The 22,995-nt window shown below is 65.9% G+C and carries 25 protein-coding genes; 10 read left to right on the forward strand and 15 right to left on the reverse strand.

Features of this window, described 5'->3' with window-relative positions; all coding sequences use genetic code 11:
- The first annotated feature begins 181 nt into the window (after positions 1-181).
- A complete protein-coding gene (locus ACQPZ2_RS00300) occupies positions 182-1,081 on the forward strand; it encodes a cutinase family protein (RefSeq protein ID WP_433523759.1) in 900 nt (299 codons plus the stop codon).
- A 72-nt stretch (positions 1,082-1,153) separates the two neighbouring features.
- Here ACQPZ2_RS00300 and ACQPZ2_RS00305 read toward each other — a convergent pair whose 3' ends face one another.
- On the reverse strand, positions 1,154-1,447 hold the full coding sequence (locus tag ACQPZ2_RS00305) for a hypothetical protein (RefSeq protein WP_433523760.1): 294 nt from the start codon (positions 1,445-1,447) through the stop codon (positions 1,154-1,156).
- Positions 1,448-1,579: 132 nt separating this feature from the next.
- On the reverse strand, positions 1,580-2,197 hold the full coding sequence (locus tag ACQPZ2_RS00310) for a histidine phosphatase family protein (protein WP_433523761.1): 618 nt from the start codon (positions 2,195-2,197) through the stop codon (positions 1,580-1,582).
- Here ACQPZ2_RS00310 and ACQPZ2_RS00315 point away from each other — a divergent pair.
- On the forward strand, positions 2,174-2,905 hold the full coding sequence (locus tag ACQPZ2_RS00315) for a Uma2 family endonuclease (protein ID WP_433523762.1): 732 nt from the start codon (positions 2,174-2,176) through the stop codon (positions 2,903-2,905). The genes ACQPZ2_RS00310 and ACQPZ2_RS00315 overlap by 24 nt on opposite strands.
- A 16-nt stretch (positions 2,906-2,921) precedes the next feature.
- Here ACQPZ2_RS00315 and ACQPZ2_RS00320 read toward each other — a convergent pair whose 3' ends face one another.
- A complete protein-coding gene (locus ACQPZ2_RS00320) occupies positions 2,922-3,623 on the reverse strand; it encodes a winged helix-turn-helix transcriptional regulator (RefSeq protein ID WP_433523763.1) in 702 nt (233 codons plus the stop codon).
- Between the two features lie 108 nt (positions 3,624-3,731).
- Here ACQPZ2_RS00320 and ACQPZ2_RS00325 point away from each other — a divergent pair, with 108 nt between their 5' ends.
- Positions 3,732-5,246, forward strand: coding sequence for an MFS transporter (locus ACQPZ2_RS00325; protein WP_433523764.1), 1,515 nt, complete (start codon positions 3,732-3,734; stop codon positions 5,244-5,246).
- A 55-nt stretch (positions 5,247-5,301) separates the two neighbouring features.
- Here the strand turns inward: ACQPZ2_RS00325 and ACQPZ2_RS00330 are convergent, their stop codons facing one another.
- Complete coding sequence (locus tag ACQPZ2_RS00330; protein ID WP_063044106.1) at positions 5,302-5,529, reverse strand: hypothetical protein; 228 nt, start codon at positions 5,527-5,529, stop codon at positions 5,302-5,304.
- Positions 5,530-5,643: 114 nt separating this feature from the next.
- The gene (gene lysX, locus ACQPZ2_RS00335; protein ID WP_433523765.1) at positions 5,644-8,967 is read right to left on the reverse strand and encodes a bifunctional lysylphosphatidylglycerol synthetase/lysine--tRNA ligase LysX; all 3,324 of its coding nucleotides are present in this window, start codon (positions 8,965-8,967) and stop codon (positions 5,644-5,646) included.
- Between the two features lie 143 nt (positions 8,968-9,110).
- Here lysX and ACQPZ2_RS00340 point away from each other — a divergent pair, with 143 nt between their 5' ends.
- Positions 9,111-9,332 (forward strand): RNA-binding S4 domain-containing protein, encoded by a 222-nt coding sequence (locus ACQPZ2_RS00340; RefSeq protein ID WP_040685709.1) that lies wholly within the window; start codon positions 9,111-9,113, stop codon positions 9,330-9,332.
- 4 nt (positions 9,333-9,336) lie between these two features.
- Here ACQPZ2_RS00340 and rraA read toward each other — a convergent pair whose 3' ends face one another.
- From rraA to ACQPZ2_RS00385, 9 genes are all read right to left on the reverse strand, one after another.
- Positions 9,337-9,825: a ribonuclease E activity regulator RraA gene (gene rraA / locus ACQPZ2_RS00345; protein WP_433523766.1), complete on the reverse strand. Its 489-nt coding sequence runs from the start codon at positions 9,823-9,825 to the stop codon at positions 9,337-9,339.
- Positions 9,826-9,929: 104 nt separating this feature from the next.
- A complete protein-coding gene (locus ACQPZ2_RS00350) occupies positions 9,930-10,295 on the reverse strand; it encodes a DUF5313 family protein (RefSeq protein ID WP_063044103.1) in 366 nt (121 codons plus the stop codon).
- 63 nt (positions 10,296-10,358) lie between these two features.
- The gene (locus ACQPZ2_RS00355; RefSeq protein WP_433523767.1) at positions 10,359-10,739 is read right to left on the reverse strand and encodes a DUF5313 family protein; all 381 of its coding nucleotides are present in this window, start codon (positions 10,737-10,739) and stop codon (positions 10,359-10,361) included.
- Positions 10,740-10,783: 44 nt separating this feature from the next.
- Complete coding sequence (locus ACQPZ2_RS00360; protein WP_433523768.1) at positions 10,784-11,242, reverse strand: SRPBCC family protein; 459 nt, start codon at positions 11,240-11,242, stop codon at positions 10,784-10,786.
- 57 nt (positions 11,243-11,299) lie between these two features.
- Complete coding sequence (locus ACQPZ2_RS00365) at positions 11,300-12,229, reverse strand: copper resistance D family protein (RefSeq protein ID WP_433527701.1); 930 nt, start codon at positions 12,227-12,229, stop codon at positions 11,300-11,302.
- Between the two features lie 22 nt (positions 12,230-12,251).
- Positions 12,252-12,791 carry a copper resistance CopC family protein gene (locus ACQPZ2_RS00370; RefSeq protein ID WP_433527702.1) on the reverse strand — a complete coding sequence of 180 codons (540 nt, stop codon included), beginning with the start codon at positions 12,789-12,791 and terminating at the stop codon, positions 12,252-12,254.
- An 11-nt stretch (positions 12,792-12,802) separates the two neighbouring features.
- Positions 12,803-13,462: a YcnI family copper-binding membrane protein gene (locus ACQPZ2_RS00375; protein WP_433523769.1), complete on the reverse strand. Its 660-nt coding sequence runs from the start codon at positions 13,460-13,462 to the stop codon at positions 12,803-12,805.
- A 43-nt stretch (positions 13,463-13,505) separates the two neighbouring features.
- Positions 13,506-14,045, reverse strand: coding sequence for a hypothetical protein (locus tag ACQPZ2_RS00380; RefSeq protein ID WP_433523770.1), 540 nt, complete (start codon positions 14,043-14,045; stop codon positions 13,506-13,508).
- An 8-nt stretch (positions 14,046-14,053) separates the two neighbouring features.
- A complete protein-coding gene (locus ACQPZ2_RS00385) occupies positions 14,054-14,704 on the reverse strand; it encodes a DUF6474 family protein (RefSeq protein WP_433523771.1) in 651 nt (216 codons plus the stop codon).
- A 480-nt stretch (positions 14,705-15,184) separates the two neighbouring features.
- Between ACQPZ2_RS00385 and ACQPZ2_RS00390 the strand changes: the two genes are divergently transcribed.
- From ACQPZ2_RS00390 to ACQPZ2_RS00405, 4 genes are all read left to right on the forward strand, one after another.
- Positions 15,185-16,858, forward strand: coding sequence for a TM0106 family RecB-like putative nuclease (locus tag ACQPZ2_RS00390; RefSeq protein ID WP_063044097.1), 1,674 nt, complete (start codon positions 15,185-15,187; stop codon positions 16,856-16,858).
- Between the two features lie 21 nt (positions 16,859-16,879).
- Positions 16,880-18,835: a molecular chaperone HtpG gene (gene htpG / locus ACQPZ2_RS00395; RefSeq protein ID WP_433523772.1), complete on the forward strand. Its 1,956-nt coding sequence runs from the start codon at positions 16,880-16,882 to the stop codon at positions 18,833-18,835.
- Between the two features lie 123 nt (positions 18,836-18,958).
- A complete protein-coding gene (locus ACQPZ2_RS00400) occupies positions 18,959-19,441 on the forward strand; it encodes a GNAT family N-acetyltransferase (protein ID WP_063044090.1) in 483 nt (160 codons plus the stop codon).
- Positions 19,442-19,532: 91 nt separating this feature from the next.
- Complete coding sequence (locus ACQPZ2_RS00405) at positions 19,533-20,351, forward strand: class I SAM-dependent methyltransferase (protein ID WP_433523773.1); 819 nt, start codon at positions 19,533-19,535, stop codon at positions 20,349-20,351.
- 57 nt (positions 20,352-20,408) lie between these two features.
- On the opposite strand, the gene ACQPZ2_RS00410 is transcribed toward ACQPZ2_RS00405, so the two are convergent.
- The gene (locus tag ACQPZ2_RS00410) at positions 20,409-21,176 is read right to left on the reverse strand and encodes an SDR family NAD(P)-dependent oxidoreductase (RefSeq protein WP_433523774.1); all 768 of its coding nucleotides are present in this window, start codon (positions 21,174-21,176) and stop codon (positions 20,409-20,411) included.
- A gap of 217 nt (positions 21,177-21,393) precedes the next feature.
- On the opposite strand from ACQPZ2_RS00410, the gene ACQPZ2_RS00415 reads away from it, so the two are divergent.
- Both ACQPZ2_RS00415 and ACQPZ2_RS00420 read left to right on the forward strand, forming a co-directional pair.
- The gene (locus ACQPZ2_RS00415) at positions 21,394-22,281 is read left to right on the forward strand and encodes an SDR family NAD(P)-dependent oxidoreductase (RefSeq protein WP_433523775.1); all 888 of its coding nucleotides are present in this window, start codon (positions 21,394-21,396) and stop codon (positions 22,279-22,281) included.
- Positions 22,282-22,318: 37 nt separating this feature from the next.
- On the forward strand, positions 22,319-22,993 hold the full coding sequence (locus ACQPZ2_RS00420) for a TetR/AcrR family transcriptional regulator (RefSeq protein ID WP_063044088.1): 675 nt from the start codon (positions 22,319-22,321) through the stop codon (positions 22,991-22,993).
- The last annotated feature ends 2 nt before the right edge of the window (positions 22,994-22,995 follow it).

Consider the following 22,995-nt stretch of genomic DNA (forward strand, 5'->3'; position numbering starts at 1 on the left):
GGCGTTGCCTTATTGTGATCTGCGGCGTGGTGCGTGATCTTGGGATGTGGGTTGCGACGTGTGTGTCATACCGGTGGGTGACCCGATATGCACTGGACCGACATCCGCCGAGGTCAGCACGGTTGGCAAAAGACTGTCGGAGCTAGCTCTCGCAAGGGGCGATGTTTTGAACTGGAGCGGTATGCGGTTGAAGAAGGTGGCCGCCGCACTCGGTGCGTGCGCGGCTGTTGCATCCGGCGTAGTCCTCGGTAGCGGTTCGGTAACGGCCGATCCGGGCTGCCCGAGCCTCTATGTGGTTGCGATTCCCGGTACTTGGGAGACCGGAAAGGACAAGACGCCGCAGCCCGGCATGCTGTCCGGCGTAACCAATGGTCTCGGCCGGTCGGTGGACATCGATTATGTGACCTATGCCGCGACCGCATTCCCGTGGGAAGGCGATGTCTACGGCGCGTCCAAGAAGGAAGCGACCGATCGCGCCCGCGGCCTGGCCACTGAAATGGCGCAGCGTTGTGGCGGCACGAAGATCGCGCTCCTCGGCTACAGCCAGGGTGCGGATGCGGCGGGCGACCTCGCCGCCGAAATCGGCACCGGGCTCAGCCCGATTCCGGCGGACCGGATCGCGGGTGTCGGCCTGATCTCCGATCCGCGCCGCTCGCCCACCGACATCCAGGTCGGACCGGTCGCGCCGGGCGCGGGCGCCGGCGGTGCTCGGGTCGGCGGCTTCGGCTGGCTCAGCGATCGCACCCGCACCATCTGCGCGCTCGACGATCTCTACTGCGCAACCGCCACCGACGATTTCGTGACCCGGTTCGCCGGCTTCCTCGCGCAGACCTCGGAGGCGAATCCGGCCAACCTCTGGCGCTACCAGCTCGAGGCGGGCGCCATCATGAACGACCTGATGAACCTCGGCGGCATCCCGACGCTGCAGTCGCAGCTCACCGAGTCCGCCAACCAGCAGCGGGCGAAGGATCTGGAGCGGTTCTACAACTCGCACGCGCATACGCTCTACGGCAGCTACCCGGTGGGCGGCGGTCAGACCGCCATCTCCTGGATGCACAACTGGATCGCGGGCATGGCCTGATTCCATAGCCACATAGCGAAGGCCACCTCTCCTCCGGATGGAGAGGTGGCCTTTCGCTTTCTACTACCGTGATCAGCCCGCGGAGCCGGTCGGCGGCTGGAAGGGCTGCGGTCCCGGGCCGGGGAGGCCGTTATCGGGTCCCGGGAACCATGGACCCTGGTTGTCGCCACCATCACCGAGGTGGTGGTGATGGTGGTGGTGACGGTCGATATCGGTGCCCTGCAACGGAATCGGACCCGATACGGACTGGGCGGATGCATCGGGCTCGGCCGCGGAGGCGGTGACGGCGAGTGCGCCGAGCGGCACGGCGATCAATGCGGCGGCGACGGCGACTCGGGCGACGCTGCGCCTTGTCTTGGAGAGCAAAACGGTTCCTTTCTCTCGGATGGTGAGTCGCTGGTATGGCGGCTCACCGGTCCCATCGAAGGCTCCGTCACTGGGATTGAGGTGCGATCATTCTGGCAGTCGACTGTGAATGACCGAGTCTGGGAACAACCATCAAGGTTGCTGTGAAATATTGCGCGGCAACAGATCCCACACGTGGCCGTTCTCATTGATGGTCGCCGCGGTCCGGCGGCCGCTGCGGGAGAACAGGATCCGGGTGATCGAGCAATAGTCGATCGGGAAGGTCAGCGGCCGGGCCAGGCCGAGCACCTCCTGCAGGAATACGTTGATCACCCCGCCGTGCGCGAAGACGAGCACCGTATCGGCCGGATCGGTGTGCGCGGCGATCGAGGTGATGGCATCGCGCACCCGGGTGATGAAGGCTGTCGCGTCGATCTGTTCGGGCAGATGCCCGGACTTGATCCGGTCGTAGACGGCCGCGAATTCGACCTTGGCATCCTCGATCGGAATGTAGGAGGGCAGGTCGCGATCGTATTCGGCCAGATCGTCGATTACATCCACCGGGAGCCCGAGTTTCGCCGCGGTCGGCTCGGCAGTCTCCCGCGCCCGTAGTTGCGGACTGCTCACGATCCGGCTGATCCGATGCTGACTCAGTGCCGCAGGCACCCGTTCGGCCTGCTCTAGGCCGACCGGCGCCAATCCGGGATCGGCCGGTCCGCCGGAGGTCTGCACCCGCAACGGCTGAGCATGACGAACGAATATCAACTGCACCCCGCCCACTCTGCCGTATCCGGACTCCGCACCGATATCAGGGTGAACCAGTGCCGCGCCGAAGATCGCTGCCCTGCGTTCGGCGTCCATCCTGTTGCGGGTGGCCGATTGAATCGGGTTGTTGTGACCAGCGAGCCCTTCCCACAGTGGCTGCGACCGCCGCCGGGTGGATTTACCGCCGAGGACTTGGACCGATTGCCAGAGCTGCCACCGCATTCGCAGTTGATCGACGGAAGTCTCGTCGTCGCGGCCCGACAGACCGTGTTCCATATGTTGGCCGTTTCACTGCTGGAGATGTCTTTGCGCGGACTGGCACCCGCACATCTGAGGGTTCGACGGCAAATGACAGTGACGCTGGGGCGTGACCAGCGACCTGAACCTGACATCATCGCGGTACATGCCGACCGCGATGGTGGTCCGGAGCTGACGACCTACCAGGCTGATGATGTCGTGCTCGCTGTCGAGGTCGTGTCGGTGGAATCTCGCACTCGTGATCGTGAGCGCAAGCCCCAGCTGTATGCCCGCGCAGGCATCACCCACTTCTGGCGGGTCGAGAATGTCGACGGGCGTCCGGTGGTCTATGTCTACGAACTCGATCCCGCCACAAAGGCATACGCGCTCACGGGGATCCATCACGAGCGGCTGCATTCGAGTGTTCCGTTCGACATCGACATCGACATCGATCTGACCGAAGTCGATCGGATGTAGATTCGCCGCGATTATTTCAGGGGTTCGCGGTGCACTCCGGGGGCAGCTCGAAAAAGCTGACGAATTGTTCGACGGCAGCGGGCGGCCCACTGATCTTGGTTTCGCCGGAGGCCAGGCTTTCGGCCAGCGGTCGGCCTTGGACGGTGACGGCGATGAAGACAGGGACCGTGGTGTGGATGGCGACGGTTGCGGAACCGGTCGCGCCACGGCTGATGCCCAGGGTTTCGTCGGCGATGACCGCGTGGAATTCGTCTGTGCCGGAATCGGATCCGGTGAAGTACAAGTCGTAGTCGGCGTGCACGCCTGCGGCACGGGCGGGTTGGAAGAAGGTGCGCAGGGTGACTATCAGCGAATCGGTGGACATGTCCGAGCAGCTGTAACTGTTGGGGGTGCGGGCCCCCCAGCGGTTGAGCGCGACGATCACGTCGTCGAGTTCGCGTCCCCAATCGGTGAGGTCGTAGACGGCGGCGGCGACCGGCGGCGGCAGCTTGCGCTTGTGCACGACACCGATCTGGACGAGTTCCTCGAGCCGTTGCGAGAGCACATTGGGACTGATGCCGGGCAGTCCGGCGCGCAGATCGGTGAAGCGCTTCGGGCCCAGGAGTAGTTCGCGCACCACGAGCAGGGTCCAGCGCTCGCCGACCAGGTCGAGCGCGCGGGCGGCACCGCAGGCGTCGTGGTAGCTGCGCTTGGCGCGCTGCTCCGGGGCAACAGTCATGAGCTACAGCATATCAGTCGATTCTTCAACTGAATTAATTAGTTGTCTTTTAGGACTAACCATTGCTAGCGTGCCACAGTAACGATCTTCGGGTGGAAGGCGTCTGTGGTGACGGAAGCAAAAGAACGACATAGACAGGCGGGGGACGCCCCGGCCGGTTCGGACAGCAAGCGCTGGCTCGCCCTCTATGTGTTGTGCGGCGGCATGCTGATGATCGTGCTCGATGCGACGATCGTGAATGTCGCGCTCGCGGATATCCAGACCGACCTGGGCTTCACCGCATCGGGTCTGGCCTGGGTGGTGAACGGATATCTGATCTCCTTCGGCGGCCTGCTCATGCTGGCAGGCCGACTCGGTGACCTGATCGGTCGCCGCACCATGTTCCTGTCCGGTCTGGTGGTCTTCACCCTGGCCTCGGCGCTGTGCGGTGCGGCTGTCAACGAGGTGACCCTCATCGCGGCCCGCTTCCTGCAGGGCATCGGCGGCGCCATGACCTCGGCGGTCATCCTCGGCATGATCTTCGCGATGTTCCCGGATCCGCGCGAGCAGGCCAAGGCGATCGGTCGCTACGCCTTCGTCGCGTCGGCGGGTGGCGCGATCGGCCTGCTGCTCGGCGGTTTCCTGACGTCCCTGGACTGGCGGCTGATCTTCCTGGTCAACCTGCCGATCGGCATCGCGGTCGGCCTCGGCGCGCTCAAGATCCTGGACAAGGACACGGGCGCCGGACTGAAGGACGGCGCGGATGTGCCCGGCGCCGTGCTGATCACGGCGGCGCTGATGCTCGGCGTCTACACGATCGTCAAGCCGGCGGCGGAATACGGCTGGACCGATCCGGTCACGCTCGGGCTCGGCGCGGCCGCGCTGGTGCTGCTCGGCGGATTCATCGCGCGGGAGGCGACGGCGGCCACTCCGCTGATGCCGCTGAAGATCTTCCGCTCGCGGAATCTGTCCGGCGCCAATGTGATCCAGGTGCTGACCGTGGCGGGCATGTTCGGCATGTTCTTCATGGGTTCGCTGTACCTGAAGCAGGTGCTCGGCTATTCGCCGATCCAGCTCGGCACGGCCTTCTTCCCGGTCGCGGCGATCATGGGTCTGCTGTCGGTGCGCTACTCCGAACATCTGGTGATGCGCTTCGGCGCCCGCAAGGTGCTGATTCCCGGTCTGCTGCTGATCCTCGTGGCGCTGCTCTGGCTGACCCGGGCGCCGGTGGACGGCAGCTACTGGATCGACATCTTCGGCCCGATGGTGTTGTTCGGTACCGGTGCTGGTCTGGCTTTCCCGTCGTTGATGAATCTGGCGATGTCGGGGGTCGAGCCGCAGGAGGCCGGGCTGGCCTCGGGTCTGGCCAACACCACCATGCAGGTCGGTGGCGCGCTCGGTCTGGCGGTGCTGGCCACACTGTCGGCGAGCAGGACCGAACATCTGCTGAAGGACGGTGTTGCGGCAAATGTGGCGCTCACCAACGGATTCCACCTGGCGTTCTGGATCGGCGCCGCACTGGTGGTCGCCGCGCTGGTCGCGGCGGTAGTGGTGCTGAAGTCGGTACAGGCACAGCCGCACGGCGAACTCGATGACGAGCTGTTGCTCGAGGCCGAGGTGGCCTCCGAACGCACCGCCATCTAGTCCGAAATACCGAAACGGCCCGGTTCGCGATGCGAGCCGGGCCGTTTTCGTGGATTTACTGCTGCTTCTTGCGCTGGGTCAGCAGGTAGATGCCGCCGACGATCAGGGCGACGACGACCAGGCAGCAGATGCCGCCGATGATCAGCCCACTGCTGCTCTTCTTCTTTTTCTTGGCCGCGAACTCCACTGCCGATGCCAGAGTGTCGGAGTTGGACAGGGTGTCCGCGCTCGCCCACACCTGCGGGTCCAGCAGAGCTGTGTTGGTCAGCAGGTCAAGATACATATGCATCCCCAGTGTCGAAGGTAACGGCCTCCTCCCGGGGCCGAATCATCAAGGCTACCGGGCGATTACCGTTTGGGAAACTTTCCCCGGTTGCAATATTTCATAGTGAGGCCTTCACCGCGGCTTCACCAATGGGAAGGGCAGCGTCTCGCGAATGCTGCGGCCGGTGATCAACATGACGATGCGGTCCACGCCCATGCCCAATCCGCCGGTCGGTGGCATCGCGTGTTCGAGCGCCTGCAGGAAGTCCTCGTCCAGCTCCATCGCTTCCGGATCGCCGTTTGCCGCGAGCATCGACTGTTCGGTGAGTCTGCGGCGCTGTTCGATCGGATCGGTGAGTTCGCTGTAGGCCGTACCCAATTCGACGCCCCAGGCGACCAGATCCCAGCGTTCGGTCACGCCGGGGATGCTGCGGTGTGCACGGGTCAGCGGGGAGACCGAGGTGGGGAAGTCGATGTAGAAAGTCGGCTGCTCCGTATGGGATTCGACCAGATGCTCGTACATTTCCTGTACGATCTGCCCGGCATCCCAGCCGTGCTGATACGGCACCTCCGCCGTATCGCAGAGTTCGCGCAGCTCGTCGAGTGTGGTCTGCGGGTTGATCTTGGTGCCGAGTGCCTCCGATACCGCGCCGTGCACGGTCTTCACCGTCCACTCCCCGGAGATGTCAACCTCTTCGAAGGAGCCGTCCGGTTTGGGGCGCAGTGCGACCATCGAACCATTGGCGGCCAGTGCGGCGTTCTGGATGAGCTGGCGGGCCAGCTGCATCATCCGCTCGTAATCGGCATGTGCCTCATAGGCTTCCAGACTGGTGAACTCCGGATTGTGGCTGAAGTCCACGCCCTCGTTGCGGAAGTTGCGCCCGATTTCGAAGACCTTCTCCATACCGCCGACGCACAGCCGCTTGAGATACAGCTCGGGCGCGATCCGCAGATACAGATCCAGATCGTAGGCATTGATATGGGTGAGGAACGGGGTCGCATTGGCCCCGCCGTGCACCTTCTGCAGTATCGGGGTCTCCACCTCGAGATATCCCCAGGCGTTCAACGAATCCCGCAGCGAGCGCACCACCGCGGTCCGCTTGCTCAGCACCTCGCGGACTTCGGGATTGATCGCCATATCGACGTAGCGCTGACGCACCCTGGCCTCGGGATCGGCCAGGCCCTTCCACTTGTCCGGCAGCGGATGCAGGCATTTGCCGATCATCCGCCAGTCCGCGGCCAGCAGTGAGAGTTCACCGCGTCGACTGTGCCCGACCTGGCCGCTGACCTCGATGAGGTCGCCGAGGTCGAAGAATTCGCCGAATTCGGCGCTGCGATCGGCACCGACCCGATCGCGGTCGATAACCAGCTGGATATCGTCGGTCCAGTCCCGGACCACCGCGAAGATCACACCGCCGTAATCGCGGATGCGCAGCAGCCGGCCGCAGACCCGCACCGTGGTGCCGCGCGGTGAACGACGTGCTGCCGCAACGGTATGCGTCGGGGGATAGGCGACCGGATAGGCGTCGACGCCGGCGGACGCGAGCCGGTCGAGTTTGTCCATGCGCACCCGCACCTGCTCCGGGCGGCGCGGAAGCTGTTCCACACCGACGTTGTCCGGCAGATCCGGCGGACTGCCGTCGGCATGCAGGCCGGTGATACCCGTGGGTACCGCACTGTGCAGACCGGTGTGGGTGATGGTCTCGGGTTCCTTGCCGAAGCGCGGTAGGAAGCCTTCGGCGAGCGCACTGGCGATGGCCACCCGAGGTAGTTGCCTGCGCTCCTCGAATAGGAAGAACCGGGGCACCCAGTGCGGCTGATACTTCACATTCGACCGGTACAGAGCCTCCAACTGCCACCAGCGCGAAAAGAACAGCAGCACACCGCGCCACAGCCGCAGCACGGGTCCGGCGCCGATGCGTCCGCCCTCTTCGAAGACGGAGCGGAATACCGCGAAGTTCAGCGAAACCTTGGTGATGCCATGCTGTTCGGAGGTCAGCGCGAGCTGGGAGATCATCAGCTCCATGACACCGTTGGGGCCGTGTGGATCTCGACGCATCAGTTCGAGTGACGCACCGGTGCGTCCCCACGGCACCAGCGATAGCATGCCGAGCACCTGCTCCTGTGAATTCACCGCCTCGACCAGCAGGCAGTCGCCGTCCAGCCGATCGCCGAGGCGGCCGAGCGCCATGGAGAAGCCGCGCTCGGTTTCGGTATCGCGCCAGGCATCGGCACGGGCGATCACCTGCCGGAACTCCTCGGCCGGGATATCGCGGTGGCGGCGGATCCGCACGGTGATCCCGTGCTTGCGCAACCGGTTCGCCGCCTGGCGGACCTGCTTCATCTCCGGGCCCGCGAGTGAGAAGGTCCTGGTGTCGAGAATGGCCTCGTCACCGAGGCGCAGCGCCGAAAGTCCGGCTCGCCGGTACGCCGTCGCACCGAGTTCGCTCGCGCCCATGACCGCCGGCGCCCAACCGAATTCGTCGGCCAGCTGCAGCCACGCATCGATCGCCTGCGGCCAGGCCTCACGAATGCCGATCGGATCGCCACTGGCGAGGCAGACGCCCAATTCGACGCGATAGGTCAGCGCCGCCTTGCCGCTCGGTGCGAAGACCACCGCCTTATCGCGCCGAGTCGCGAAGTAGCCGAGCGAATCCTCGACATCGGAGCGTTCCAGCAGACCGCGGATCGCGGATTCGTCGGTGCCGGTCATCGCATTGCCGGCGCGTTGCGACCGCAGCAGGATGACCACCGCGGCCAGCAGCGCGATGGCGCCGAAGAGGCCGAGCAGGAAGTTGACGAACGGGCGCGGATGGCCGTCGAAATGTTCGTTGTCGACCAAGACCGCGGCGGTCACCCGATAGACCGACCACAGCGGCCGCTGCACGCCGCGGGGCAGCGAACCGGGGAGCAGTTCCACCAGACCCCAGCCGAGCAGACAGCCGACCGCGAGACCGCCGGCCAGTACGCCCAACGCCTTCCAGCCCGCCCCCGGGCGCACCTTGGTGTAGAACTCCCGCCAGGACGCGAGCAGCACGCCGATCGCGGCGAGCTGCACCACCGCGGCCACCAGCGCGTGCATATTGCTCTCGTCGGCGAATTCGAGCACATTCGCCAGCGCGTAGAGCGCGATATAGCCGAGCAGCAACCACCAGGCGATTCGCTTGCGGCTCGCCGTCGCCCCCGCGAGCAGACCGACCACCAGCGCCCACACCAGGCTGGTATCCGGTGCGTCGAAGTAGTACAGGTCGATGTAGCGACGCGGTACATGCGTCAGATATCGCAGTCCGGGCGAGAGGCTCCACAGGAAGCAGAGCACGGCGAACACGCCAAGGAGCAGACCCGCGATATGCGGGACCTCGCGCAACCGTCCGTGTCCGCGATGCGGAACCGGTGGTGCCGATCTCTCCGAGGGTGCTTCGGTGTCGATGTGTTGCCCGGCGTGCGTGGTTGTCACAGGACCAGTGTGTACGGTGCCGCGGTAGTGGTGCTCGAAGACCACCCGGGCATGTCGGTTATCGGAGCGTCATCCATGTGTGTAGGTCGCTTGCGTGGGGGTTGGATTTCCGGTTCGACGGCCACGGAGTAAGGATGTATCCCATGTCCGATGCAGTCGATGTGCCGATCGATGACGACGTCATTCGACTCGGTCAGTTCCTCAAGCTGGCCAATCTGATCGATTCCGGATCGGAGGCCAAGACCGTGATCGCCGCGGGTCTGGTGCGGGTGAACGAGGAGGTGGAACTGCGTCGCGGACGGCAACTGCATGTCGGCGACATTGTGGCCATCGCCGGTCACCGGGCCAGGGTGGCGGCGGTCTAGCCGCTCAGTCTTCGGCACGGACCACGATGCCGTCGTGGTCGCTGTAGAGCATGTGGCCTGGCACAAAGGTGACGCCGCCGAATTCCACCGGGATATCGCGGTCGCCCGAGCCGGTCTGGGTGCTTTTGCGCGGGTTGGTGCCCAGCGCCTTGATGCCGATATCGAGCGTGCGCAGGATGGCCGAGTCGCGCACCGCGCCGTTGACGATGACGCCGGACCAGCCGTTGGCCACACCGCGTCCGGCGATGATGTCGCCGACCAATGCGGTGTGCACGCTGGCGTCGCCGTCGACGACGAGCACGCCACCGTTGCCCGGCTCGCCCAGCGTTTGCTTGACCAGCAGGTTGTCCTGGAAGCAGCGGATTGTGGTGATGCGCCCGGAAAACTCCGCGCGCCCGCCGAACTGGATGAACTGCGTATCGCAGCTACGGATTTCGGGGCCGATCTCGTCGGCGAGGTCCGCGGTAGCAATGGTGTTCTGCGATTCCGTCACGGGTGCCAGCTTAGAGTTCGGGCGGCGGTCGACTCCGAACGGACCACCCGGTCTGCCCGGCTCATGGCATACGGAACCTGCCAGCTGCCCCTTCGAGCGAGTCGCTATCGATGCCCGTAATGCATCTCGTATTTCATCCGCTCGGTTTCGCGCATCTTGTTGTGGTTGATCCACCCCTGATCGATGCCGTGCTGGCTCAGCCGGAACCGACGCCAGACGTAACTGAGCGAGACCGTGAAGACGATCAGCGGCACGATCATCATCACGATCATGCCGATCTTCAACCCCATCGGGCCGGGGAACAGCAACCACAGCGCGAAGAACGGGATGAACGGTACGAGGAAGCGGACGAGGTAGCGTTCCATGGCCCCGTGTCCGACGAGGTCGTGGATGACCCACTCGTGCAGCTCCTCGGGGAGCTCGCGGCCGAGATCGTAAGCGATCCGTTGGCCTAACGTGGGACGCTTCATATGTTCAGGCTATGCCCGTGAGATGCGTCACGGCCAGGTTCGGCGAATATTCGGCAGCCGAATTCAAGCGCGACCGTGGCGGCGTTCATACGCCAGCCGCTCGGTCTGCGCGCGCTTCCTGGACGTGGCGTCGGCCAGTGCCGGATCCAAGCCGTGCTTGACCAGACGCGCCCTGCGATACACGTACATCAGCGCCGCGGTGAAATAGATGAGCGGTAGATACAGCAGGGCCATCATCGCCAGGCCCATCCATTTCGGTCCGGGTACCAGCAGGAACAGGCTCAGCACCGGAATCATCGGAATGAGGAAGCGCATCAGGTAGCGCCGTGCCGCACCGGGGCCGGTGAGATCCTCGAGCACCCACGCCGACATCGACTCCGGCAGCGTGCGCCCGCAGATGTAGGCGATGCGCTGCGGAAATGTCGGTGTCGTTCGGTCAGCCATAGTGCACAGCATCCTCCGGCCGGACCGGACCGGACAAGTTCTGGCTAGCCCTGCCTGCTGGCGTGGAATTCGGCGATCTGGGTGGTCAGGTTGTGCGTGGAGTGTTTGACCGCGAGCTTCACGAACGGCTCGATGGTCTTGCCGAGCACCTTGCCCGCGATTCCACCCGGCACCCGATAGTCGACGATCGCGTCGACCGTGCAGTTATCGGTGCCCTTGGCGTGGAACAAGAAGGTGGATTCGATTTCGAAACCCTTGATCGACTTCACCGCGATCGCGTAGTTCTCTTCCCACCGCACGACCTGCAGGCGCGAATGCAGCGCGGCAGGACCGAGTTTGATGGTGCCGTCGAAGGTCGCGCCGACGCCCTCGACCTGATCGGTGATCGGCGTGAAGTCTTGGACCTCGGTGATGAAACGCGACAGATTCCGGTAGTCGTTGACGTACGCGAAGGCTGTTTCGGCCGATGCCGCACAGTCTTCGACGATCTTCACCTCGGTCATGGCACAACTGTAACGGGTTGCTAACAGCCCGGCCGCAGGTGCTTGCATTTGCAAGCGTCAAGCGGTGACCGCCAGGGTCGCGGCCAATCCGAAGGCCACGGCCATCACTGCCACCTCGATGATCGCGCGCCGCAGTGAGGATTCGGCGGGCATTCGATGTCCCGTCGCCTGCGGTACCCAGGTCCGTCGCCACCACCAGCCGAGCGCCAGCAACGCAACCAGCACAAGGGTTTTCGCGAGCAGAATGCGGCCGTAGCCGGTCGTCACGAACGGGGCGATCCCGCCGACCCGCACCAACCCGTTGACCAGGCCGGTGACCGTGACGATGCCGACCAGCGGCAGCGCCACCGCCGAATACCGGGGCAGCGTCACCGCCCACTCACCGCGGGTGCGTACCACCAGCGCCAGCGCGACCAGCAGGCCGAACCAGGACGCCGCCGCCAGCGCGTGCACCGCCGCGAGCACCGAGCCGAACGGCTGCTGCGACATATGTCCGGTGATCGGCCGCAGCGCGAGGGCCACCGCCGCGAAGACCAGCACCAGATCGGCCGACGCGGTCTCCGGCCGCCGGAATGCCATCGCCGAATAGCAGGCGACCGCACCGCTGCCGATCAGCACCGCGATACCGACCTGACCGCCGCTGATCTCGACCAGGAAATTGCCGAACTGCCCAGCGCTGAGCTTGCCGACGGGCACGCCGACCACGGCGGCCGCCTCGAAGACGAGCACCGCGAATTCGGTGACACACCAGATCCCGGCCAATACCGCGAGTGCTCGCCACGGCAGCCGGAGCCGATCGTGCAGTCGGGGCAATGCGGCCAGTCCGAGCACCGTGGCGCCGGTGCAGTCCGCCAGCACCCTGATGACGCTCTCGGTCTGCGCGGGGGCCGGGACGGCCAGGATCAGCGCGAGCGCCACCCCGAGCAGCCCGGCCGGGACGACCAGCAGCAGCGCTTGCGCGTTCCCGCCGCCGGTCGTCCGCTGCACCTTGTTCACCCGTGTGCTCTTCTCACCGCTGCGATTTGCGGCTCCTGCCGCCGAACAGGGCGAATGCGAGACCACCGCCGAACAGGACGACCGCGCCGATGATGAAGACCCACAGCGGAATTCCGCCGGAATCGTCGCTGCCACCGGAGTTGTGCTGACTGTCGGCCTTCGGGCCGGGCGTACCATTGCCCGCCTTGGTGAGGGTGAAGGTCCGCTCACCCTTGACCGGATGACCGTCGGCGGAGGTGACTCGGTACCCGATCTTGTAGACGCCGGTCGGGCCGAGTTCGCCGACCGCGACGCTCACGGTCGGGCCGTCCACCTTCGGATCGCCCTTGGACCACAGATTTCCGTCCGGACCCACCACGGTCAGTGCCGGAAAGCTTTCCTGCAGCGGCTCGTTGAAGGTGATGCTCACCCGCTCCGGCCCGGTTTCGATACTCGCGCCGTCGGCGGGCACGCTGCTGACCGGCGTCGAATGGGCCGCCGCCGTTCCGGCCGCGAGCGCGCCCATGCTCAGCAAGAGCAGGGCCGCGACCAGCCCGGCGACCGTGCGACGCATGGCAGTGCCGGTCATGCCCGGCGTCCGCGGATCACATTGCCCAGACCGAGCGCGACGCCGAGCAGGCCGAGCGCGAGACCGATGCCGCCGAGCCAGCGCGCGGTGTTGTCGGTGTCCTCGGCCTTCTCCGAGGCGGCGGCCGAACTGCCGACGTGGTGGTCGTCATGGCCGTCGCCGGAGGCCGCCGCGAGGGTGAGCATCGGTGCCGGATGCTCCGGTTCGGAACCGTCGGCGCCCATGGGCTGATCCCACTTGACGACTTTGCCGTCGCTGTAGGTCTGGGTGGCCGGGAAGCTGACCTCGTCCTTGGTCGGCAGCGGGCCGACCGAGAGGACGAAGCGCTGGAACTGGCCGGGCCGAACACCGGGTGTGCCGGGATCGGCGGTCCAGGTGACCGAGGTGGCCTCGGCCTTGTCATTGCGGTCGACTTTGGAGCTCCAACCCGGAATGGGTTCGGTGCGGGCGCTCTTGAGGTTGGGCAGGGCGACGGTGAGCGACGTGGTGTTCGCGGTCTCCGACTCGGTCGGGACCTTGAAGGTGATCACCGAGTAATCGCCCTGCGTCGCACCGGGTGCGTCGGCGGTGACGTGTGCGGAGGCGGTGCCGCCCGCGAGGAGAACGAAACCGGCGGCGGCGACCGCCGTGCAGGCGCGCGTGATCTGCGTACGCATGAGTGAAGTGCTTTCTGTCCGAAGGGGTTTGGGGTGTGGCGGGTCAGGCCGACACCGGCGGCGCGCGCGGACCGATCGCGCCGTTCGGATGAAAGCGGTAGTGCCGGAGAATCGGATCGGACCAGCGGACCGGGCGGCTGACCGCGAGCGGTGATCCGGCCGCGGAAACGGCGCGAATGACGCTGGACGCCAACGCATAGAGCCGCTCGGCCAGCATGATCAGCGCGACGCAGCCGAGCGTCGCGATCAAGTGCGCCGACAACATCCAGCCCGTGGGCAGGTATGGGTCGAGTTGCGGTCCGGCGGTGTGGCTATGGGTGTGTTCGATCAGCCCGGATAGCACCGCATGTCCGGCGAGCTGTCCGAGCGCGAGCGGACCGAGCACGGCCCAATGCCCGATGGCGCCCCGGTGCAGCCGTCCCGCGGCCCAACCCGTCAACGCCGAAACAAGCAGCAGCAGTGCGGATTCGGCCGAATCCGGAAATCCGCCACCCGCCGCACCGTGTGCGGCGATGGCGAGCGCACCGACCATGCCGCCCACCAGACAGCCACGCGGGCTGCCGGAGGGCTGGCCGGGAGACATCGGATGGATCAGCTGACGCCGAGGCGCGCCAAGACGTCCGCCTCGATACCGGACAGCTCGCCCGAGATCGACGCGTGTACGGCGCGACGACGCGGTGCGGGCATCTGCTCCGCGGTCCGAATCGCGGCGGTCAGATTACCGAGTCGATCCTGGGTGGCGGTAACGAATTTCTGGGTTTCGCCCTTGCCCGCCTTGTCGCCGGACTGCGTGCCGATCTTGTCAAGGGCGGCTTCGGTATTGGTGATCCGGGCCTGCAGCCGACCGCCGTGGCCGCTGAAATCACCGAGCTGTTCGACGCCGATGCCCAGCTGATGCGCACGGCGGGTATCGATCCGGCCGCGGATGAAGGTCGCGGCGCGATAGGCCAGCGGTGCGAGTACGGGCACGAGCACCCGGGCGACACCGAGGTACTTGCGGACCTGGCTCGCGGTGAACGGATCCCGCTCGGCCTTGGCGGCAACCTTCAGTGCCGCCTTCTCCTCGGCCTGCAGGGTGGCGATCTGCGCCTTGGCGACCTTGGCCTGGGTGCGGGCCTCGGCGCGGCGGGCCTTGCGGTCGTTCCTGGCGCCGAGTTTCGCCTCCATGGCGGCCTTGTGCTTGAGGGCCTTCGCCTCGGCCCTGCGGCTCGGCCGCCGCTTGCGCTTCGTGAACAACCCCATCGAGGCCCTCCGTCATGCTGGTTCGCCATGGCAGTACGACGTCGGGGAACGTTCGTCCGCCCATGTCACACGTGTCGTCAGTACCCTAGCTTGTGTCATATTGCCGCGCCTACGGCCCGGCGTGTTCGCAACCCCCCGGGTGTCTCGCGGGCTGACCCTTTCGAGCGACCTGCAAGCAGTCGCCAGCGGCGCCGTCGAGACTCGCGACTACGTCGCATGCGCTTCGACGACTCGGCCGCGAGACGGGCCGCGAACTCCTTGCTCGTAAGACTCGCTCCGAGTGGGTCGAGTTGGCAGCGAATCATTCGTTGCTCGAGTACCGATCCACCGGTGCCGTGTAGTGGGTCGCGTCATGCGGTTCACAGAGTTGTCAGGGGTCTGGACCATACTGCGTATGTGTATTCGGGCAGCGGTGACCGGGACGGTCGCAATCACCAAGGCGTAGCCGACGAGCGGCAGGCCGAGGTGAGTGCTGCGTCGATGCCCGCCGAGCCGACCGCATTCGTCGATGCCAGAGCATTGATCGGGTGTCGGCACCGATTGCATTTGAATGCCGCGCATCCGAACCTGCTGACCGGGGTGATCGAGGATGCCGGGGTCCGTCAGCGCCGGGAGGCCGCGACCGCGCATCGCACCCGGGTGCGTGATGCGCTGATCGCCGCGGATCCGGACAACTGGGTGGTGATCGATCCGACATTGCGCGCGGGGGAGCGGGCCGCGGCCACCATGCGCGCGTGTGCCGAAGGCGCGCAACACATCTGGGGCGGACTGCTGCCGCAGGAACCGGATACCGGCCGCCGCGGCGGTTCGGAGATCCTGCTGCGTGACCGCGATCGTGGCGGCTATATCCCGGTCATCGTGGTCAACCACAAGGTCACCGACCCGCGCCAGCCCGAACCGGCCGATTTCCACCCGACCACTTCGGATCCGTATCACTGGGATCCGCAACCCGATCCGCATCGCAAACTGCGCCAGCAGCCCCGCGATCAACAGCGGCTCGCGCATCTGTACCGCATGCTGCAGCGGCACGGTCTGGCCAGTCCGGCGCTGGTCGGCGGCGTGATCGGCTACCACTTCGACCGCATCCTGGTGCACGATCTCGGCCCGCTGCTCGCCGACTACGACCGGCGCTATGCCGATCGAATCGCGGTGGTGCGCGGGGATTTGCCGACGGTTCCGTCGAAGGTGCCCGAATGCCGCCAGTGCCCGTGGTGGACGCGCAAGGCGCCCGCCGACGAGGCGCAGGTCGCGGGGCAGAGTTGCGAGGGCTGGCTGACCGAGCACCGGGACGTGAGCCTGGTCGCGCCCGGTTCCCGCGCGGAGGTGTTGCGCGGACACGGCGTCGAGACCATCGACGATCTGGCCGCCTGGGTCGGCGACGATCCGGAGGACTGGCAGCACGGCCCGTTCGACGAGGCCGTGGTGACCGCCCGCGCCTGGCTCGCGGGCGCGCCGCTGGTGCGCCGGGTCGAGCGGGTCTGGGTGCGCCGGGCCGATGTCGAGGTGGACGTCGATCTGGAGAGCTTCCAGGAGTACGGCGCATACCTGTGGGGCACGCTGCTCGACGGTGTGTACCGCCCGTTCGTCACCTGGGATCCGCTGCCCACCGAAGATGAGGGCCGCTCCTTCGGCGAATTCTGGACCTGGCTGATGACGGTGCGGGCCGAGGCCGTCGCGGCCGGGAAAACCTTTGCCGCCTACTGCTATTCGCGCACGGCCGAGGACAAGTGGCTCTACGAATCGGCGCGCCGTTTCGCGGGTAAGCCCGGAGTGCCGACGGTCGATCAGGTGCGCGCCTTCGTCGACGGACCGCAGTGGGTGGATATGTTCCAGGCCGTCTCCGATCAATTCATCTGCCCGAACGGCAAAGGGCTCAAGAAGATCGCGCCGGTGGCCGGGTTCTCCTGGCGCGATCCCGAGGCCGGGGGCGAGGCGTCGATGAGCTGGTATCGGCTGGCCGTCGGCTACGAGGGCGAACCCGAGCTGAGTCAACGCACCCGGCTGCTCGAGTACAACGAGGACGATGTGCGGGCCACCATGGTGTTGCGCGAATGGATGCATCCCCGGCCCACACGGGCGGATGATCCCCACCGCGCCGACATCGAGGTGCCCGGCTTGGCCGACTTCGGGCAGATGTCGGCGGATGTCGGATAGGCGCGGCGGTACCATCGCGACGTGACAGAGCACGTCGAACAACTCGAGTTCCAGGCAGAAACCCATCAGCTGCTCGAGCTGATGATCCACTCGGTCTACTCCAACAAGGACACGTTCCTGCGGGAGCTGATCTCGAACGCCTCCGACGCGCTGGACAAGCTGCGGCTGGAGTCCTTCCGCGATAAGGATCTGCACGTCGACACCGCCGATCTGCATATCGAGCTGGAGGTCGACAAGGACAACCGGATCCTGACCGTCAGGGATAACGGCATCGGCATGTCCCGCGCCGAGGTGGTCGATCTGATCGGCACGCTGGCCAAATCCGGCACCGCGGAACTGCGCAAGAAACTGAACGAGGCGAAATCCGAGGCGGCCGCTGAGGAGCTGATCGGCCAGTTCGGCATCGGCTTCTATTCGACTTTCATGGTCGCCGACAAGGTCACCCTGACCACACGCAAGGCGGGCGAGACCGAGGGCACCCGCTGGGAGTCGGCCGCGGGCAGCTCGACCTACACCATCGAAACCCTCGACGAGGCTCCCCAGGGCACCGCCGTATCGCTGCACCTCAAGACCCCGGACGAGGACGACCACCTCTTCGACTACACGCTGGAGTGGAAGCTCCGCGAGATCGTCAAAAAGTACTCGGACTTCATCGCCTGGCCGATCCGCATGCAGGTCGAGCGGACCGTCACCGAGGGCGAGGGCGAGGAGAAGACCGAGAAGACGATTCTCGAGGAGCAGACCCTCAACTCCATGAAGGCGCTGTGGACCCGCCCGAAGAGCGAGGTCAGCGACGAGGAGTACAAGGAGTTCTACAAGCACGTCAGCCACGGCTGGGACGATCCGCTGGAGATCATCCCGATGAAGGCCGAGGGCACCTTCGAGTACCAAGCACTGCTGTTCGTTCCATCGCATGCGCCGTTCGACCTGTTCACCCGCGAGCACAAGCGCGGTGTCCAGCTCTACGTCAAGCGGGTGTTCATCATGGACAACTGCGAAGAGCTCATGCCGGAATACCTGCGCTTCGTCAAGGGTGTGGTGGACGCGCAGGACCTGTCGCTCAACGTCTCCCGCGAGATCCTGCAGCAGGACCGGCAGATTCAGATGATCCGCAAGCGCTTGGTGAAGAAGGTGCTCTCGACGGTCAAGGAACTGCAGGGCGCGGAGGATCAGGAGAAATACCAGACGTTCTGGAAGGAATTCGGGCGCGTCCTCAAGGAGGGCCTGCTCTCGGACTTCGACAACCGCGAGACGCTGTTGCAGGTCTCCTCGTTCGCCTCGACCAACTCCGAGGACGAGCTGACCTCCCTCGCCGCTTATGTCGAGCGGATGCAGGACGGCCAGGACGCCATCTACTACATGACCGGCGAGACCCGGCAGCAGGTCGAAAGCTCTCCGCATATGGAGGCCTTCAAGGCCAAGGGCCGCGAGGTGCTGATCCTGACCGATCCGGTCGACGAGATGTGGGTCGGTTCGGTCACCGAATTCGACGGCAAGCCGTTGCAGTCCATCGCCAAGGGCGAGGTCGATCTGGAGACCGAGGAGGAGAAGAAGGCCACCGAATCGCTGCGCGAACAGCAGGACAAGGACTTCGCCGAACTGCTCGCCTGGCTCGGCAAGAACCTGGACAACGTCAAGGAGGTGCGCCTGACCAACCGGCTCACCACCTCGCCGGCCTGCCTCGTCGGTGATGTCTTCGACTTCACCCCGATGCTGGAGCGCATGTACCGCGCCTCCGGTCAGCTGGTGCCCGAGTCCAAGCGGATCCTCGAGCTCAACCCGACCCATCCGCTGGTCACCGGTCTGCGCGACGCCTACGACACCCGGCGGGACGACGCCGACGCGGGCAAGGTTCCCGAGCTCACCGAGACCGCCGAATTGCTCTACGGCACAGCGGTTCTCGCCGAGGGCGGTGAACTGAAGGATCCGGCCCGCTTCGCCCAGATCCTCACCGAGCGCCTGACCCGCACGCTCTGACGAAACCCGTCGCACAACCAGTGGCCGTCGCGCACATCGTGCGAGACGGCCACTGCGCATGTGATGGCCGAGCGTGATCAGGCCAACACCGCGAAACGCGGCGCGCTGAGGAGAATGGATAACGTGCCGAATGCGAACGGGCCGGTCATCCGGGCCGCACGTGCCGATGACTACGACGCCATCGCCATCGTCATCGATGACTGGTGGGGGCGCTCGGTGTTACCGCACCTGCCCAGGTTGTTCCTCGATCATTTCTACCGAACCAGCCTGGTCGCCGAGGTGCCCGGCGCCGGATGGCGGGAGCCGACCGAATGGCTGGCCGGATTCCTGATCGGCTTCCTCTCGCCGTCGGAATCCGATGAGGCCTACATCCACTTCGTCGGCGTCGATCCGCAGTCCCGCAAGAGCGGCCTCGCGCGTGAGCTCTACGAGCGGTTCTTCGCGATCGCCAGGGCGAATGACCGGCACATCGTGAAGGCGATCACCGCGCCCGGCAATGACGCGTCGATCGGCTTCCACCGGCATCTTGGCTTCACCGTCGCCGGACCGGTGCGTGATTACAACGGACCGGGCCATCACCTGATCACCTTCGAACGCAAGATCTGATCCGCTTGGCGCACAACGAGATCGGCCGGAGTTGGTAGGTTCCGGGGGTGCTGCCCGGTTAGCCTTGGACGGTCGAAAGGATCGTCAGCTGATGTCTGGTAACCCGCTTGCCGCCGCCGAACCGTGGGATCTCGTCGCCGACGGATATGCCGAATTCGGACCCGCGATCATGGCGCCCTTCTCCGCTCGCGCACTAGAACTGGCCGGCCTTTCCGCCGAATCACATGTGGTCGATGTCGCGGCCGGGCCGGGCACGCTGAGTCTGCCCGCCGCCGAACGAGTGGCACAGGTATCGGCCATCGACTTCTCCGAGCCGATGATCCAGCGTCTCACCGAGGACGCCCGCACAACTGGGCTGACCAATATCGAAACGCGGGTGGGGGATGGACAGGCGCTACCGTTCGACGACGACAGCTTCGACGCCGGTTTCTCGATGTTCGGGCTGATGTTCTTCCCGGACCGGGCCAAGGGCTTCGCGGAATTGTTCCGGGTACTGCGTCCCGGTGCCACCGCCGTGGTGTCGAGTTGGGCGCCGGTGGCCGAATCGACGCTCATGCGAATGATGTTCGGCGCCTTCGCCGCCGCCGATCCGACCATCTCCGAACCCCAGCCCAACTTCCTCAACCTGGAGAATCCGGAGGTCTTCGCGACCGAGATGCGCACCGCGGGATTCGCCGGGGTGAGCATCCAACGCCACACCAGCACGATCGGTTTCGCCGACTCCGACGAGATGTGGGAGACCATGGTGCGCAGCAGCGCCCCACTGCTGCTGATGCGCCGCACCGTCGGGGAGCAGGTGTGGGCCGAACGCGTCGCCCTGATGCGCGCCTACCTCGCCGTCAACTACCGCCCGAACAAACCCCTGTCCACCACCGCATTCCTCGGCATCGGCCACAAACCGGCCCCTTGACAGCAGAAACGCCCCGCCATCCAGTGGATGACGGGGCGTAGTTGCCTCGCAGGCTCTTCAGCGGGGGGCCATGCGCAGGGCGCCGTCCATGCGGATGGTCTCGCCGTTGAGGTAGTCGTGCTCGACGATGTACTGCGACAGCTGTGCGTACTCGTCCGGGCGGCCCAGGCGCGACGGGAACGGCACACCGGCCTCGAGGCCCTTGCGGTACTCCTCGGTGACACCGGAGAGCATCGGGGTGTCGATGATGCCGGGGGCGATGGTGTTCACGCGGATGCCGAACTGGGCCAGGTCACGCGCGGCCGGGACGGTCATGCCGTGCACGCCACCCTTGGAGGCCGAGTACGCGATCTGGCCGATCTGGCCCTCGAAGGCGGCGACCGAGGCGGTGTTGATGATCACGCCGCGCTGGCCGTATTCGTCGACGGTGTCGGTCTTGGCGATCGCGTCGGCGGCCAGGCGCATCACATTGAAGGTGCCGAGCAGGTTGACGGTGATGACGGTGCGGAACAGCTCGAGATCGTGCGGGCCGTTCTTGGACAGGATGCGTCCGGCCCAGCCGACACCGGCGCAGTTCACCACGATGCGCAGCGGCGCACCGGAATCGACGACCTGCGCGACGGCGGCGGCAACCTCGTCGTTGCTGGTGACGTCGGCGGGGATGAGGGTGACGCCGTCGGGCACGTTGTCCCCGGCGCGCTCGATGGATTGGGGTACGTCGAGTCCGAAGACGGTTGCGCCCAGATCGGCGAAACGCTTGGCAGTGGCGGCGCCGAGGCCGGATGCGCCTCCGGTGATGATGGCGGCGGAACCCGAAATCTCCACGATGGTCCTCTCGTTCGTGACAGCCAGTTGGCCCTTCGTCAATTGCACCCTAACCGGTGCTGTACGAGAGGCCGATCACGGCTCCCTCGCACCCGATGCCCGCTCCACATAGCACTGTCGGATAAACGGGAAATTATTTGCGAACATATATGTTCGCGGCTGGTATCGTCGCAGCTATGCAGCATCGCGAAGCGATTCGACGAGGGGTGGTGGCCGGGTGACGAGTTGGCACCTGTTTTCCGCCGCGTCCGTCGCCGGTCGCCGGATTCTGATCACCGGCGCGGCGCGCGGCATCGGCGCCGCGCTGGCGCGGCAGTTGCACGCGAAAGGGGCGAAGGTAGCGCTGCTCGGGCTGGAGGCGGACCTGCTCGCGGAGGTGGCGCACGAATGCGGGGACGCGCCGTGGCGCTATTGCGATATCGCCGACCACCGGCAGGTGGAGCGGGTGGTGAGCACGCTGGTCACCGAACTCGGCGGGCTGGATGTGGTGGTGGCCAATGCCGGGATTGCCAAACAGTTGCCGCTGTTGGGCGGGGATCCGATGGTCATGGAGGAGACGCTTGCGGTCAATGTGCTCGGCGTCTACTACACGCTGCGTGCCGCTGGACCGCACATCTGTCATCCGGACGGGTACGCACTGGTCATCTCGTCGCTGGCGGCCGCGGTGAATCTGCCGTTGGTCGGGGCGTACAGCGCGTCGAAGGCCGGGGTGGAGGCGCTCGGTAATACGTTGCGGCACGAGGTCAGGCACACCGGCGCGAAGGTCGGGGTCGCGTATTTCGCCGAACTGGATACCGATATGACCGCGCGCGGCTTCGGCACCGCCGCGGCGCGGGCTATTCTCGGCCGGTCCACGGTGTCGGGAGTCGCACCGCTCGGTCCCGCCATCGATGTGGTCGAGCGTGCCATCGCCAGGCGCAAACGTCAGGTGGTATCGCCGTGGTGGGTGGCGGTGACGCTGCCGTTCCGGCCGATCGCCCAGCGGGTCATCGATATCGCGCTGCGGCGCGGGGTGGCGCGGGCGTTGGAGATCGCGCGCACCGAAGAGGCACCGTTCACCACCGATCAGCCGGCCAGACCCCGCAAAATGGAGCGACCGGCGTAAGCCGGATACGCGCCCGCCCGACCCTCGGAGCCACTGAATGACCGAATCCGCAAGCAGCGCACGCCAACTCCCGCGGGGGCGACACGGCCTGCCGAGGGAGGAGGTGATCGCATCGCAGCGTGAGCGGATCCTGAGCGCGATGGCCGAGGCCATGGTCGAGAACGGATACGTCGGGACTTCGGTCGCGGTCATCCTGAAGCGGGCCGGAGTTTCGCGGGAGACCTTCTACGAGCAATTCCGTTCCAAAGAGGATTGTTTCGAGGCCGCCTACGAGCGGGCCGTCGAACTGCTGATCGCGAATATCGCGAATGCGATCAGCGGCGATGCGCGGGATGCCGCCGACCCGGCCGATCCCGATCGGATGGGCCGCATCCTCGAGGCCTACTTCGACGGGCTCATCGCCGAACCCGCATACGCCCGCCTCTACCTCGTCGAGGTCTACGCGGTGGGCTCGAAGGCGGTCGCCCGCCGCGCCCAATTGCAGGAATCATTCGTCGCCATGATCGCCGACGTCCTCGACGCACGCACCGACCAACAGCGCTTCGCCTGCCAAACCCTCGCCGCCGCCGTCAGCGCCATGGTCACCGCCCGGGTAGCCATCGACGACCTCCCCGGCCTCCGAGCCCTCCGCGAACCCCTACTGGACCTGGTTCGCCGCAGCGGTGATCTGTACGGCGAGGCGATGCTGCGTCAGTCCGAAGTACGGGCCTGAGC

This window comes from Nocardia pseudovaccinii (assembly GCF_050942345.1).
In the GTDB taxonomy this organism is placed as follows: Bacteria; Actinomycetota; Actinomycetes; order Mycobacteriales; family Mycobacteriaceae; genus Nocardia; species Nocardia pseudovaccinii.

Coding starts and splice junctions, on each gene's coding strand:
- ACQPZ2_RS00300 (WP_433523759.1), top strand. CDS start 182: ATGCGGTTGAAGAAGGTGGCCGCCGCACTCGGTGCGTGCGCGGCTGTT.
- ACQPZ2_RS00315 (WP_433523762.1), top strand. CDS start 2,174: ATGACGAACGAATATCAACTGCACCCCGCCCACTCTGCCGTATCCGGA.
- ACQPZ2_RS00320 (WP_433523763.1), bottom strand. CDS start 3,623: ATGACTGTTGCCCCGGAGCAGCGCGCCAAGCGCAGCTACCACGACGCC.
- ACQPZ2_RS00330 (WP_063044106.1), bottom strand. CDS start 5,529: ATGTATCTTGACCTGCTGACCAACACAGCTCTGCTGGACCCGCAGGTG.
- ACQPZ2_RS00340 (WP_040685709.1), top strand. CDS start 9,111: ATGTCCGATGCAGTCGATGTGCCGATCGATGACGACGTCATTCGACTC.
- ACQPZ2_RS00350 (WP_063044103.1), bottom strand. CDS start 10,295: ATGAAGCGTCCCACGTTAGGCCAACGGATCGCTTACGATCTCGGCCGC.
- ACQPZ2_RS00355 (WP_433523767.1), bottom strand. CDS start 10,739: ATGGCTGACCGAACGACACCGACATTTCCGCAGCGCATCGCCTACATC.
- ACQPZ2_RS00360 (WP_433523768.1), bottom strand. CDS start 11,242: ATGACCGAGGTGAAGATCGTCGAAGACTGTGCGGCATCGGCCGAAACA.
- ACQPZ2_RS00370 (WP_433527702.1), bottom strand. CDS start 12,791: ATGCGTCGCACGGTCGCCGGGCTGGTCGCGGCCCTGCTCTTGCTGAGC.
- ACQPZ2_RS00375 (WP_433523769.1), bottom strand. CDS start 13,462: ATGCGTACGCAGATCACGCGCGCCTGCACGGCGGTCGCCGCCGCCGGT.
- ACQPZ2_RS00380 (WP_433523770.1), bottom strand. CDS start 14,045: ATGTCTCCCGGCCAGCCCTCCGGCAGCCCGCGTGGCTGTCTGGTGGGC.
- ACQPZ2_RS00385 (WP_433523771.1), bottom strand. CDS start 14,704: ATGGGGTTGTTCACGAAGCGCAAGCGGCGGCCGAGCCGCAGGGCCGAG.
- ACQPZ2_RS00390 (WP_063044097.1), top strand. CDS start 15,185: ATGCCCGCCGAGCCGACCGCATTCGTCGATGCCAGAGCATTGATCGGG.
- ACQPZ2_RS00405 (WP_433523773.1), top strand. CDS start 19,533: ATGTCTGGTAACCCGCTTGCCGCCGCCGAACCGTGGGATCTCGTCGCC.
- ACQPZ2_RS00420 (WP_063044088.1), top strand. CDS start 22,319: ATGACCGAATCCGCAAGCAGCGCACGCCAACTCCCGCGGGGGCGACAC.